The organism is Streptomyces roseoverticillatus (genome assembly GCF_000719265.1).
GTDB classification, from domain to species: Bacteria; Actinomycetota; Actinomycetes; order Streptomycetales; family Streptomycetaceae; genus Streptomyces; species Streptomyces roseoverticillatus.
Window position 1 is genome coordinate 364,002 of the sequence record NZ_JOFL01000006.1, and the last position, 12,030, is coordinate 376,031.

Sequence of the window (12,030 nt, forward strand, 5' to 3'; positions counted from 1 at the left end):
GGAAGGTGACGCGGGCGACGACATCGGTTGGCTGGAACCGCACGGGTGTGAAGTGCGGCTTTCCGGGTGATGGTCGAAGCTGATCCCTGGTCAGGGGACTGTTGCTCACAAGGAGCAATACGACCGATTGTTTGTGCAAGGGGGCCGGCAACGGCCCGCGAGCCGGCCCCCTTGCGGCACTCCGTCCGCCGAGCGGTCAGCGCGTCGCCGCCGCGGCCTCCGCCTCGCGGCGGAGGAACTTCTTGTCCGGCTTGCCGGCGTCCGTCAGGGGCAGCGCGTCGATGAAGGAGATGTGCGCGGGCTCGTACATCGCGCCGCGCTCGTCGCGGACCAGCTCGCGGAGCTCCTTCTCGTCGAGTTCGCTGCCGGGGGCGCGCACGACGGCCGCGTAAACCTGCTCCATGCGGTTGGCGTCCGGGACGCCGAAGACGGCGCTCTGCAGCACCTGCGGGTGGGTGTTGAGCAGGTCCTCCAGCTCGGTGGTGTACACGTGGCCGCCGACCACGACGATCATGTCCTTGATCCGGTCGACGATGGTCAGGTACCCCTCGTCGTCGAGGAAGCCGATGTCACCCGTGTGCAGCCAGCCGTCCCGCAGGACCTCGGCGGTCAGTTCGGGCTGCTTCCAGTACCCGGTCATGATGTGCTCCGAGCGCACGCAGACCTCGCCGTGCTCGCCGGCGGGCAGGTCGCGGCCGGACTCGTCGCGGATCGCGATCTCGACGCCGTTCATGGCCTTGCCCGCGGTGCGCAGCCGGGCCGGGTTCTCCGGGTCGTGGTCCTCCGGGCTGAGCACGCTGATGCCGCCGGCCTCGTTCTGCCCGTAGAACTGGGTCAGCACGTGTCCGAAGCGCCGCACGGCCGAGGCGAGGCGGGCCGGGGAGGACTGGCAGCCGCCGTAGGTGACGTTGCGGAGGCTGGAGGTGTCGGTGCCGTCCACGTCCGGGTGGTCCATCAGCTGGTACAGCAGGGGCGGCAGCAGGAACATGTGGGTGATGCGCTCGCGCTCGATGGTCGCGAGCGCCTCCGCCGCGTCGAAGTCGTCGAGGAGGACGACCGTGCCGCCGTCCGTGCGGAGGGTGACGTCGGCCAGCAGACCGGCGGCGTGGGCGAGCGTCGTGCACACCAGCTGCCGCATCCCGTCGTCGCTCTGTCCCTCCGGCTCCAGGATCTCGTCGACGTCGTCCTGGAAGCCGGGCAGCCGCTCGAAGGCGGTGCAGATGGCCTTGGGGTGGCCCGTGGTGCCGCCGGTGTGGCGGATCATGCAGATGTCCTCGGGGCGGGCGAGGCCCGAGAGCGGCTCGGCCGGCTGCCCGGCGGACAGCTCCAGCAGGTCGGTGCCCACACTGCCCGGACCGAGCAGGAACACGTCCTGGACGCCGGTCAGCTCCGCCAGCTCGGCCGCGCGCCCGGCGTAGGCGGGGTCGGCTATGAGGGCGCGCGTCTCGACGTCGCGCATGATGGTGGCCTGCACGTCGGCCGACAGCTTGTTGTAGAGGTGGTTGACCGCGCAGCCGATCAGATTGGCCGCGTAGCGGGCGGCGATCGTCTCCGGCAGGTTGCCGCTGAGCAGGGTGACGACCTGTCCGCGCTCCACGCCCCGGGCGCGCAGCGCGCGTGCCATCCGGTGGACGAGGTCGCGGAGTTCACCGGCGGTGACGCGACGGTCGTGGTGGACGACGGCTGTCCTGGCGGGGTCGGCTTCCAGGATGTCGAGGTTCCGCTCCACGTATGTGCGGAACTGCTGCGCCGTGGCGGTCATGCGTGATTCCTCCTGATGCGGCAAGGCGATTGCCAGCAGTTGACTTAGGCAACCAGTTCGATGCTAGTGCCATTGATCAACAGCTCCAAGTCGGGAGGGGCCCCGGGCGGGGCATGCCGGGCCGAAACGTCGATATTCGGTCAACGGGCGGTCGGGGTGCCCACCCGCAGCCGGTTGCCGTCGGGGTCCCGCAGCTCGATCTCCCGCGCCCAGGGGGCGGTTTGCGGGGGAACGCCGAACTCGGCGGCGACCGCGTCGACATCGCGCACCCGCAGATAAACCAGCGTGCCGGGCCGGGCGTCGCCCTCGTGCTCCGACAGGAACAGCCGCACCGGCCCGCGGGCCACCTCGACGAAGGCCGGAAGGCCCGGTTCGAAGCGGTGCTCCCACTGCTCGGCAAATCCGAGGCGCGCATACCAAGCGACCGCCGTCCTCGCGTCCTCGACATAAAGCACCGGGATGACTTCTTCGTCCACGGGTCCATCATTCCAGAACCCCGGGAGGGCCCGGTTGTTGTGCTTTGCCGACGAATTGCTCTCTTCGGGGGCTCTGCCGGCCCGCCGCTTCACCGGCCCGAATTCCCGCGATCTTGGTTCACTCGCCGGGAACCTCCCGCTAATGTGGGCGGGCCTAGGCAGTTCCCCCCACGTGTCGGCAGCGAACTGCGTGCCCGCGAGAAAGCGGAGTCACGGATTTCGAAGTGCGGCTTCCTTCCTGCCCGTTCCGATCGTGGAGTTGCCCGAGCATGTCTTCCCGTATATCCCTCCCGGCCTTTCGCCGCCGCCGGGCCGCCGCCTGTGCCATCGCCCTCGCGGGTGTCCTCGCACTGGCCGGCTGCACCGGGGGCGACGAGGACGCCTCACCGGCGAAGAAGCCCTCGCCCTCCGTCTCCGCACCGGCGTCCGCGGCCCCCTCCTCGCCGTCGCAGGCGCCTTCGGCCTCCCCGGCCGCGCTGCCGTCCCGCAGTGTCACGCCGGCGCCGGTCCTGCCGAAGCCGTCCCGCAAGCCCGCGACGCCGCCGGCCGCCGGGCACACGAGCGCGGCCGGCTCCTCGGAGCGCACGCAGGCCCCGCGCGAGGCCGGTACGACGTGCGAGCTCCGCTCCAGCGCGGGCAACTGCTACAAGGCGGGCCAGTACTGCCGCACGGCCGACGTGGGGGCGAGCACGCACGACGCCCAGGGACGGCTCATGAGCTGCGGCGGCAGCGGCAAGCCGCGCTGGCACTACTAGCCCGTCCGGCGACGGCCCTGGCCCGTTCCGCCCGGGCCGCCGGGCGTCCCGGATCACCCGTCAGGGCGGGGCACCTCGCATAGGGGAGGTTGACCTCGCCGGTGACCTCGTCGAACGCCGCCTGGGCGTCCGCCGGCATCTCGCGGCCGGCCCGGCGGCCGGGAGGGGCCGGTCGGTCACTTACCCGTGATCCGGCTTCACGGAGCGGCCGTCAGGCGGGTCCACGGGCAGCCCGGCGGGTGGAGCGGCAGGTGTGGGCCCACCGTCCGGCGCACTGCCCGGCGCACTGCCCGGCCCGGATGGCGGCGCGGCGGTCGGCGGGGCCGGCACTGGAGCCGGGGGCACGGGAGCGGGAGCCACGGGCGCGGGCGCCGTCGCGGGGCCGGAAGCAGCAGGGGGCGCCGAGGCGTCGCCGGCGGGCGGGCGCCCGGGAGCGGTCCCGGGAGGCGCGGCCGGCGGCGGGACCGGCACTTCCGGCTCCCCGGGCTCCAGCGACGGGCGCGTGGGCCGCCCCGGTGCGGCACGGGCGAGTTCGAGCGCGTACTCCGCCCACCAGCGGCCGGCCGGCGGCGCGCCGCGGCAGGCGCCGTCGGACTCCCCGGGCCGTTTGATCCACAGGAACGCGTCGACGCGCGGGTCCCCGGTGGCGGTCGTGGGGGGCGCGCCGAGGGCCCGCCCGGGCGGGTTGCACCAGGACTCGGGCTCGTGCTCGCCCTCCTGCTCGTGCTGGGGCTCGGCCTCGTGCACGTCCCCGTGCCCGGCCTCCTGCTCGTGCTCGCCCTCGCGCTCGGGCCCCTGCTCGACTTCGTCCCCTTCCGTCCCGCCGGCTTCCATCTCCTCGGCCTCGTCCAGTTCCTCCAGCTCCTGGAGGACGTCCAGCTCCTCCGGCTCCCCGGGGTCCCCCCTCCCCGCCGCGCGCCGGGCTTCGGCCGCGGCCGCGGGAGCGTGAGGCCGGCTCTTGGGCGGCCGCTTCTTGGACAGGCCGCTCTTCGGCCGGCCTTGCTTCTTCTTCCCCTTGTCCTTGCGGGGCGGTTCGGGCAGCGGCCCGTTGCCGTTGCGGCTCGTGTCGATGACGTAATGAGCGCCGCCGAGCAGCGCCGAGAGGTGGTCGCCGTAGGCGCGTGTGACGGGCGTCGTGTGGAAGTTGGAGACGTTGAGCGCGAAGCCGTCCGCCTCCGCGATCCCCGCTTCGGTGAGCGCCGTCACCATCAGGTTCTGGTCCTTGATCCAGCCGGGGTTGCCGGCGTCGATGTAGACCGAGACCCCGGGCCGGGCCTTGAAGGTCCGCACCGCCCGGGCGATGAGCGCCGTCCGCTGCTTGGCCGCCGCGGCGGGCACGCAGCCGGACGCCCACTGGGCGAGCGCGTCCGGTTCGAGGACGATCCAGGCCCGGCGCGCGCCGATCCCGGCCGCTGCCCGCGAGGCCCACGTGCGGTAGTGGGCGGCGTCGGGGGCGCCGCCCGAGGAGTACTGGCCGCAGTCGCGCTGCGGGATGTTGTAGGCGACCAGGACGGGGATGACCCCGGCGCGCTCGGCCTGACGGGTGACGTTCTCGGCCTGCGCCTTGGGGTCGTCGCCGGTCAGCCAGACCGCCACCGGCTCGCGCGCGATGCGCTGCAGGACCCGCGCGTCGTCCTCGCGCCCCCGCTCCCGCCACACCTCCACCTGGCGGGCGGCGGGCCCCCGCGGCTCGACCCAGAACGGGGACGCGGCGTCGAGGCTCTCCTCGCCGTCCGTCAGCGCCCCTTTGGCCGGCCAGGCCAGGGACATCGCACCGGCGCACGCGCAGGCGGCCGCCACGAGGGCCGCACCGCACCGCAGCGTCTTCTTCCTTCCGGCCGCGGGCGCCCGGCCCCGGTGGGGCCGGGCGCGTCGCCGCCGAGCGTCGTATGGCATCGATCCCCCGCACTTCATATTGGCTGATCGGTCCATTTCAGACACGGTGACAGGTGCCGACCCGTCAGACACGTCGGGTTACGCCGAACGGGACGCGGTGAATCGCTCTGTCGACACATCGTCAGTTACGCGCGTGCGGTCGCCGGGAAGCCGAGCCGCATGGTGCAGATCGGCTACACGATGATGACCGAGCAGGCAGGCCCCCGGGACCTGGTCGCGCACGTGGTGGGCGCGGAGGAGGCCGGGTTCGACTTCTCCGTCACCTCCGACCACTACTTCCCCTGGCTCGCCTCGCAGGGCCATTCGCCCAATGCGTGGGCCGTCCTGGGCGCCGCGGCGCAGGCGACGTCCCGGATCCCGCTCATGACCTACGTCACCTGTCCCACGACGCGCTATCACCCGGTGCTCGTCGCCCAGCAGGCGGCCACCCTCCAGCTGCTGTCCCAGGGGCGGTTCCGGCTCGGGCTCGGCTCCGGCGAGAACCTCAACGAGCACGTCGTGGGTCACGGCTGGCCCGGCGTCAGCGTCCGCCAGGAGATGCTCGAAGAGGCCGTGTTCATCATCCGGGCCCTCTTCGCGGGAGACCTCGTCAACCACCACGGCACGCACTACGACGTCGACCACGCCAGGTTGTGGGACGTGGCCGTGCCCGCCCCGCCCATCGGGATCGCCGTCTCGGGCGAGCGCTCCTGCCGGCTGGCCGGGAGCGCGGCCGACCTGGTCATCGCGACGGAACCCAAGCGCGAGCTGCTGGAGGCCTTCGACCGCCACGGCGGCGCCGAGAAGCCCCGTATCGGGCAGCTTCCCGTCTGCTACGACACCGACCACGGCGCGGCGGTCGAGCGGGCCCACGAGCAGTTCCGCTGGTTCGGGCTGGGCTGGAAGGTCAACGCCGAGCTGCCGCACGACGCCTCTTTCGCCTCCGCGTCCGCCTCCGTCACCAAGGAGCAGGTCGCCGAGGGGATCCCCTGCGGCCCGAACGTGGACCGCTTCGTGGAGGCCGTACGGGCGTTCACCGACGCGGGGTTCACCGAGGTCGCGCTCGTGCAGATCGGCGGCGGACATCAGGAGCCCTACCTGGAGTGGGCCAGGAGGGAGCTGCTCCCCGCCCTGCGCACGCTCTGAGCGCGGGCCGCCCGGCGGGGCGGCCGTCCGTCACAGCGCGAGGATGTCGGCGAGCTTGTAGTCCGCCGGCTCCTCCAGCTGGGCGTACGTGCACTGGTGCGGTTCGCGGTCGGGGCGCCAGCGGCGGAACTGCGTGGTGTGGCGGAAGCGGTCGCCCTGCAGGTGGTCGTAGGCGACCTCGCACACCCGCTCGGGACGCAGCGGCACCCAGGACAGGTCCTTGGTGCCGGTCCACCGGCTGGGTCCGCCCGGCAGCCGGCCGGCCGCCTGCGCCTCCTCGCTGGTCCACTCCTGCCACGGGTGCCCCTCGGCCGTGGGCATCCGCAGCGGCTCCAGCTCGGTCATGAGCTCCTGGCGGCGGCGCATGGGGAACGAGGCGCAGACGCCGACGTGCTGCAGGCGCCCGGCCGGGTCGTAGAGGCCGAGCAGCAGCGAGCCCACGACGGGCCCGCTCTTGTGCGGGCGCAGCCCGGCGACGACGCAGTCGGCCGTCCGCTCGTGCTTGACCTTGGCCATGGCCCGCTCGCCGGGCCGGTACGGGGAACCGGGCGGCTTGGCGACGACCCCGTCGAGCCCGGCCCCCTCGAACTGCTCGAACCACGCGTGCGCCGTCTCCAGGTCGTACGTGGCCGGTGCGACGTACACCGGGGCGGAGACTCCTCGCAGCGCCGTGGTCAGGGCGTCGCGCCGGTCCCGCTGCGGGGTGGCGAGCAGGGACTCCTCGCCGAGGGCGAGCAGGTCGAAGGCGATGAAGCTCGCCGGGGTGACCTCGGCCAGATGGCGGACGCGGGAGGCGGCGGGGTGGATGCGTTCGAGCAGGGCGTCGAAGTCCAGGCGCCCGCCGCGGGTGATGACGATCTCCCCGTCGAGCACGCAGCGGGGCGGCAGCTGTGCGCGGAAGACCTCGACGAGCTCCGGGAAGTAGCGGGTCAGGGGCTTGCTGGAGCGGCTGCCCAGCTCGACGTCGTCGCCGTCGCGGAAGACGATCGCCCGGAAGCCGTCCCACTTCGCCTCGTACAGCATGCCGGGCGGGATGGCCGCGACGGACTTCGCGAGCATCGGCTGCAGCGGCGGCATCACGGGGAGATCCATGACCGCGATTGTGCGGGCCCCGGGCCCCGGCCGCCTCTCCGCGAGCCGTCCGCAGGCGCGGCCCGGCGCCGCCCTCTAGCGTGAGGGCATGGCACAGGAGGCGCTGGAGCTCACCGTGGGGGAGCGGACGGTGCGGCTGTCGCACCCGGACAAGGTCTACTTTCCCGAGCGCGGCTACACCAAGTACGACCTCGCCCGTTACTACCTCGCCGTCGCCGACGGCATCGTCCGGGCCCTGAAGGACCGCCCGACCACGATGGAGCGCTACCCGGACGGGGTGCAGGGGGAGTCCTTCTTCCAGAAGAGGGCGCCGAAGAACCTCCCCGAGTGGATCCCGACCGGGCGCATCGCCTTCCCCAGCGGCCGCTACGCCGACGAGATCTGCCCGGGCGAGGCGGCGGCCGTGGTGTGGGCCGCGAACCTCGGCTGCGTGACCTTCCACCCCTGGCCGGTGCGCCGGACGGACACCGAGCACCCTGACGAGCTGCGCATCGACCTCGACCCGCAGCCGGGCACCGGGTACGCCGACGCGGTCCGGGCCGCCGTCGAACTCCGCGACGTCCTCGACGGCCTGGGGCTGACCGGCTGGCCCAAGACGTCCGGGGGCCGCGGGCTGCACGTCTTCGTGCCCATCGCGCCGCGGTGGACCTTCGTCCAGGTCCGCAGGGCCGCCATCGCCGTCGCCCGGGAGCTGGAGCGGCGGATGCCGCGGGAGGTCACCACGGCGTGGTGGAAGGAGGAGCGCGGCGCCAAGGTGTTCGTCGACTACAACCAGACGGCCCGTGACCGCACCATCGCCAGCGCCTACTCGGTGCGGCCCCGCCCGCACGCTCCGGTGTCCGCGCCGCTGACGTGGGACGAGGTGACCGGCGGCGCGGTGCCCGAGGACTTCGACCTGGCGACCATGCCGGCCCGGTTCGAGGCCGTGGGCGACGTGCACGCGGGCATGGAGGAGGGGCCGTGCGGCCTGGAGTACGCCCTGGAGCTGGCCGACCGGGACGAGCGCGAGCACGGCCTGGGCGATCTGCCGTACCCGCCGGAGCACCCGAAGATGAAGGGCGAGCCGAAGCGCGTCCAGCCGAGCCGGGCCCGGAAGGGGCCGGACGAGGGATCATCAGACACGAAAGAGTGAGGGGGAATTGCCCTGGTTTATCGAAGATTGCGGCGTGGTACGTCGGCATTGCGTCATCCACTCCGCAGACCAGGGAGCCCCCCATGCCCAGGACATTCGCAGTCCGCAGCAAGAAGTTCTCGACGGATGCCATCGCTGCGGCCGCCTTGGCGGGCTCGCTGCTGGTCGCCGGCTCGGCCCAGGCGGCCTCGGGCCCCGGCGTCCCACCCGTCCCCCAGCAGCCCGCCGGCAAGATCATCAGCGCCTCGGGCGTCAACGAGCGCATGTACCCCAGCACGGACTCGGCGGTGCGCGGCACCGTGGCCCGCGGCGCCAAGATCACCCTGCGGTGCAAGGTCCGTGCCCAGACCGTCGGCGGCAACAACATCTGGTACCTGCTCCGCAACCGCAACACCTGGGTCGCGGCGGCCTTCGTCGGCAACGCCGGCGCCGGCGCCGTCCCGCTGTGCAGAGACGTCGACCGCACCCCTCTGGACAACGCCCCCGCCACCCGGGCCGCGATGGGCTGAGTCACCGTAACCGACGAAGAGGGCAGCCTCTGCCGGCTGTCCTCTTCGTCGTATCTTCCCCGCGCCGATTACTCCGGGTGGCTGAAGGTAACGGATTGTGCCGCCATCTCGGGTGGCGGGCGGAATAATGGGCCATGTCGTTGTTTCCCGGCCGAATGCTGTCGTGATGCTGTGTAAGGACTGTCTGAATCCGGTTATCGAGGGCCCCGAAGGCGGCTACGTCTGCGGTCAGTGCTTCCACGTCGTGGAGCCCAACGGCTACGCGGAGCGCCGGGCCGAGGGGGTGCGGCGGGCCGCGGAGGAGCGCCGCATCCGCACCGAGGAGCGCCGCGCCCGCGCCCAGGCCCGTAACCGTGCCTGGCCCTGAGAGCGCCCTGAGCGTCCCGGACGCCCCGGGCCTCAGCGGCCCGCGGGCGCCGTGCCCCCGGCGGGCGCGGCGGCGGGCGGCTGGTCGCTGCCGCAGTGCAGGCACTTGACCGCCGCCGCGGGGAGGCCCTCCGACAGGCACGCCGGGCAGGTCTTGAGCGGGCCCGGCTCCCCGAAGACGACCACCCCGCGCCGCGCCTGCACATGCTTGTACGGGACGACGATCAGGAAGTACACCACGGCCATGAAGATGAGGAAGTAGACGGCCGCCGAGAGGAACGAACCCAGGTCCAGGTAGGTGTTCTTGTTGCCCGCCCGGCCCAGCTGCCACCCCAGCCCCATCGAATGGCCGCCCTGGAACCGGGCGATGACCGGGTTGATGACGAAGTCGGTGAACGCCTTGATGAGCGTGCTGAGTGCCAGTGCGATGATCAGGCCGACGGCGACGGTGACGATGTCGCCGCGCATGACGAAGTTCTTGAATCCTTTGAGCATGACCGTCCTCCGCACAGCACGCTACATTCCGTCAAGCGGTCCTCAGCGGTACGGCACGCGCAAGGGCCGCTCTCAGGCGGCGGAGCCGCCGAATTCCCGCACGGCGTCCTCGACGATCGCCTCCAGCCGGGCGTGGTGCGCCCCGCGCCAGTACACGCGCCCGCAGGCGGTGCACTGCGCGAACACGTCGTACGTGCGCCGCGTCCCGTGCTCCAGCCGCTCCGCGACCGTGTCCTTCTCGGCGTCCGCGAGCCGCCCGTTGCAGGCGGTGCAGCGCGTCCACGGAGCCAGCACGGGGGCGAACCTGCCGAGGACGTCCCGCAGTTGCTCGTCGGGCCGGTCGCTGTAGACGTAGGCGCCGGCCCATATCTCGCGCCGCCGCAGCAGCCCGCGGTCGCGGCTGAGCAGCACCCGCCGCTCCGCCGCGGACAGCGCGGCCAGGGCGGGGTCGCCGATGTCCTCGCTCTCGTAGGCGGCGTCCACGCCCAGCAGCCGCAGCCGGCGCGCGAGCGTCCCCAGGTGCACGTCGAGGAGGAAGCGCAGCGGCGCGCCGGGCACCTGCTGCGGGCGCACGACCGCGCACACCTCGACGGATTCCCCCGCGAAGGGGACGTGGGACACCGGGACCGCGCGGCCGTCGACGAGCAGCGTGCCGGCTTCGGTCAGCGGAACGCCCAGCGACTCGACGACGTGTCCCAGGGACGAGGACGTGTCGATCGTGACGGGCGCCCGCTCCCGGCGCAGCTCGGAGTTGACGAAGAGCCGCAGCTCAGGGGCGAGGGTGACGTGGATTTCCGGTCTGCTCACGCCGTCAGCATGCCACCACCCGGCGGCCCGCCGGGCGCGGGGGCGCGGGTCGCGCTGCCGGCCCCGGGCCCGGCCCCTGAGCGGGGCCGGAGCCGGGGGGCGCTCCGACAGGACGTCAGGAGGCGCTGGGCAGGGCCGGTACCCGGTGCGTGGGGCAGGTGTAGCCGTTGCCGTGGATGTAGGTCCAGCCCAGCTCCTCGATGTGGGGCGTGGCGGTGTGCGTGTGGTGCAGGAGGTGCCCCCACAGGTCGTCGTCGCGCGAGGGGCCGGGATCGGTGATGACGAGGTCGAAGGTCGTGTGCGTGGTGCAGCCGTGGTGGTCGCACGCGAGGTAGAAGCGGACGGGGCCCGGGGTTTTGCCTGCGGTGGTGAGGCTCATGGGGGTAACTCTCGGGGGACGCGCGGGGCCGGGGAGGGCGGATCGGCGGATGTCTCCCTCGCTCCGGTGACGCAGCGTGTAATGACGGCCGGGGCCGGGTAGTCCTCTTCCCCTGGCGCACCTTCGGTTTTCCGTGTCATCCGCTCAGGAGTTCTGGCGGGTTGATTACCGTGTGTTGTTATTGGTGGACGGTCAGGTGGTCGTTGGCGCCTGCCTGGAGGGACTTCAGGGGAGGACGGAGGAGGTCGCGGCCCGACCACTGGTCGGCCGCGGCACGGGCCTCGGCAAGGCCCGTGCCGCCCTTGCCGGCTGATCCGTGCTCAGCCCAGAATGCCTCCCAGCACCCCGCCGATCAGCCCCGTCAGCCCGCCGACGACACCGCCGAGCGCGCCCACCAGGCCGCCCAGCACGTTCGTCACCAGGTCCAGCAGCCCCGGGCCCCCGCCGTCGTACCGTTCGTGCCCGTGTCCGTGCCCGTGCCCATGCCCGTGCCCGGGAGACGGGCCCCGCTTGGACACGTCGACCCCGTCCTTCGCCAGGTGCGCCGTGGCCGCGGCCGCGTCCGTGGCGGCCGCGGTCATCCTCTCCAGGTCCGGGTGCGCGGCCGCGGCCTCCTCGGCCAGCACGGCCCGGGCCCGGTTCAGGCCGCCGAGGTGCTCCTCGACCTGCGCGCACGACGGACCCCGCTGCGCCTCGCCGGCTGCCTCCGCACCCGGCTGCCCGGCCGCCCGGCAGGCCTTGAGCGCCTCCGCGGCCCGCTGTCCGACCACGTTGCGGTCGATGGCCCGGGCCCCGCCGGAGGCGGCGTCGCGCAGCGACTCGGGCGAGGGCGCCGGGGCCTTGGACGCCGCGGGTGACGTGGGCGGCTTCGGGGGCGGGAAACCGGCCGACGCGCCGGCGGTACCGGCCGCACCAAGGGCCAGTGCACCGCACAGGGCACCGGAGACCATGAGGGCGGTTCTGCGGGAAGCACCCATGAACGAACTCCTTCGGGCAGGACGGGCGATCAGGACGGCGATCGTTACGGTCACCTTGCGCCCGCCCCCGGCCCCCCGCAATTCGTTCGCCGGTGCTTTGCGCCGATCAGCCGAAGGCCCATCAGAAGGCCCCGCGGCAGCGTCCCGCCAGGCCCGGCCCGGCGAGCGCGCGATCGTATAGAGACACAAGCGGAAAAGCCAATGACGACCACGCGTGAGTGAAAGCAGCCCCTACGTCCTGGCCCCGCACGCCCCCGCA

At 73.0% G+C, this 12,030-nt stretch carries 12 protein-coding genes and 1 pseudogene; 5 read left to right on the forward strand and 8 right to left on the reverse strand.

Going from position 1 to position 12,030, the window contains the following annotated elements; all coding sequences use genetic code 11:
* Window positions 1-196: 196 nt before the first annotated feature.
* The gene (locus tag IF61_RS0108820) at window positions 197-1,762 is read right to left on the reverse strand and encodes an AMP-binding protein (protein WP_030365719.1); all 1,566 of its coding nucleotides are present in this window, start codon (window positions 1,760-1,762) and stop codon (window positions 197-199) included.
* Window positions 1,763-1,902: 140 nt separating this feature from the next.
* Window positions 1,903-2,238 carry a glyoxalase superfamily protein gene (locus IF61_RS0108825; protein WP_030365720.1) on the reverse strand — a complete coding sequence of 112 codons (336 nt, stop codon included), beginning with the start codon at window positions 2,236-2,238 and terminating at the stop codon, window positions 1,903-1,905.
* Between the two features lie 269 nt (window positions 2,239-2,507).
* On the opposite strand from IF61_RS0108825, the gene IF61_RS32105 reads away from it, so the two are divergent.
* Window positions 2,508-2,993 carry a hypothetical protein gene (locus IF61_RS32105; protein WP_043188254.1) on the forward strand — a complete coding sequence of 162 codons (486 nt, stop codon included), beginning with the start codon at window positions 2,508-2,510 and terminating at the stop codon, window positions 2,991-2,993.
* 543 nt (window positions 2,994-3,536) lie between these two features.
* Here IF61_RS32105 and IF61_RS35775 read toward each other — a convergent pair.
* A pseudogene (locus IF61_RS35775) lies at window positions 3,537-4,925 on the reverse strand (glycoside hydrolase family 6 protein); the annotation flags it as partial.
* Window positions 4,926-5,048: 123 nt separating this feature from the next.
* Between IF61_RS35775 and IF61_RS0108840 the strand changes: the two are divergent.
* Window positions 5,049-6,014 carry a TIGR03557 family F420-dependent LLM class oxidoreductase gene (locus IF61_RS0108840; protein WP_030365722.1) on the forward strand — a complete coding sequence of 322 codons (966 nt, stop codon included), beginning with the start codon at window positions 5,049-5,051 and terminating at the stop codon, window positions 6,012-6,014.
* Window positions 6,015-6,044: 30 nt separating this feature from the next.
* Here the strand turns inward: IF61_RS0108840 and IF61_RS0108845 are convergent, their stop codons facing one another.
* Entirely contained in the window at window positions 6,045-7,106 is a 1,062-nt protein-coding gene (locus tag IF61_RS0108845) for an ATP-dependent DNA ligase (protein ID WP_030365723.1), read from the reverse strand.
* 88 nt (window positions 7,107-7,194) lie between these two features.
* On the opposite strand from IF61_RS0108845, the gene ligD reads away from it, so the two are divergent.
* The 3 genes from ligD to IF61_RS0108860 all read left to right on the forward strand — a co-directional run bounded on the left by ligD (window position 7,195) and on the right by IF61_RS0108860 (window position 9,114).
* Window positions 7,195-8,238: a non-homologous end-joining DNA ligase gene (gene ligD / locus IF61_RS0108850; RefSeq protein ID WP_043188258.1), complete on the forward strand. Its 1,044-nt coding sequence runs from the start codon at window positions 7,195-7,197 to the stop codon at window positions 8,236-8,238.
* A gap of 83 nt (window positions 8,239-8,321) precedes the next feature.
* On the forward strand, window positions 8,322-8,747 hold the full coding sequence (locus tag IF61_RS0108855) for an SH3 domain-containing protein (RefSeq protein WP_078660063.1): 426 nt from the start codon (window positions 8,322-8,324) through the stop codon (window positions 8,745-8,747).
* 166 nt (window positions 8,748-8,913) lie between these two features.
* A complete protein-coding gene (locus IF61_RS0108860; RefSeq protein ID WP_052392529.1) occupies window positions 8,914-9,114 on the forward strand; it encodes a hypothetical protein in 201 nt (66 codons plus the stop codon).
* 32 nt (window positions 9,115-9,146) lie between these two features.
* Here the strand turns inward: IF61_RS0108860 and IF61_RS0108865 are convergent, their stop codons facing one another.
* The 4 genes from IF61_RS0108865 to IF61_RS0108885 all read right to left on the reverse strand — a co-directional run bounded on the left by IF61_RS0108865 (window position 9,147) and on the right by IF61_RS0108885 (window position 11,771).
* On the reverse strand, window positions 9,147-9,608 hold the full coding sequence (locus IF61_RS0108865) for a large conductance mechanosensitive channel protein MscL (protein ID WP_052392530.1): 462 nt from the start codon (window positions 9,606-9,608) through the stop codon (window positions 9,147-9,149).
* 72 nt (window positions 9,609-9,680) lie between these two features.
* Window positions 9,681-10,415 carry a Mut7-C RNAse domain-containing protein gene (locus IF61_RS0108870; protein WP_030365728.1) on the reverse strand — a complete coding sequence of 245 codons (735 nt, stop codon included), beginning with the start codon at window positions 10,413-10,415 and terminating at the stop codon, window positions 9,681-9,683.
* Between the two features lie 115 nt (window positions 10,416-10,530).
* Entirely contained in the window at window positions 10,531-10,794 is a 264-nt protein-coding gene (locus tag IF61_RS0108875; protein WP_052392531.1) for a hypothetical protein, read from the reverse strand.
* Window positions 10,795-11,114: 320 nt separating this feature from the next.
* A complete protein-coding gene (locus IF61_RS0108885; protein WP_157848564.1) occupies window positions 11,115-11,771 on the reverse strand; it encodes a hypothetical protein in 657 nt (218 codons plus the stop codon).
* Between the last annotated feature and the right edge of the window lie 259 nt (window positions 11,772-12,030).

What these genes read in the sequence shown, in the direction of transcription:
- IF61_RS0108865 (WP_052392530.1), bottom strand. Translation starts at nt 9,608, where the DNA reads ATGCTCAAAGGATTCAAGAACTTCGTCATGCGCGGCGACATCGTCACC.
- IF61_RS0108820 (WP_030365719.1), bottom strand. Translation starts at nt 1,762, where the DNA reads ATGACCGCCACGGCGCAGCAGTTCCGCACATACGTGGAGCGGAACCTC.
- ligD (WP_043188258.1), top strand. Translation starts at nt 7,195, where the DNA reads ATGGCACAGGAGGCGCTGGAGCTCACCGTGGGGGAGCGGACGGTGCGG.
- IF61_RS0108855 (WP_078660063.1), top strand. Translation starts at nt 8,322, where the DNA reads ATGCCCAGGACATTCGCAGTCCGCAGCAAGAAGTTCTCGACGGATGCC.
- IF61_RS0108860 (WP_052392529.1), top strand. Translation starts at nt 8,914, where the DNA reads ATGCTGTGTAAGGACTGTCTGAATCCGGTTATCGAGGGCCCCGAAGGC.
- IF61_RS0108885 (WP_157848564.1), bottom strand. Translation starts at nt 11,771, where the DNA reads ATGGGTGCTTCCCGCAGAACCGCCCTCATGGTCTCCGGTGCCCTGTGC.
- IF61_RS32105 (WP_043188254.1), top strand. Translation starts at nt 2,508, where the DNA reads ATGTCTTCCCGTATATCCCTCCCGGCCTTTCGCCGCCGCCGGGCCGCC.
- IF61_RS0108845 (WP_030365723.1), bottom strand. Translation starts at nt 7,106, where the DNA reads ATGGATCTCCCCGTGATGCCGCCGCTGCAGCCGATGCTCGCGAAGTCC.
- IF61_RS0108875 (WP_052392531.1), bottom strand. Translation starts at nt 10,794, where the DNA reads ATGAGCCTCACCACCGCAGGCAAAACCCCGGGCCCCGTCCGCTTCTAC.
- IF61_RS0108840 (WP_030365722.1), top strand. Translation starts at nt 5,049, where the DNA reads ATGGTGCAGATCGGCTACACGATGATGACCGAGCAGGCAGGCCCCCGG.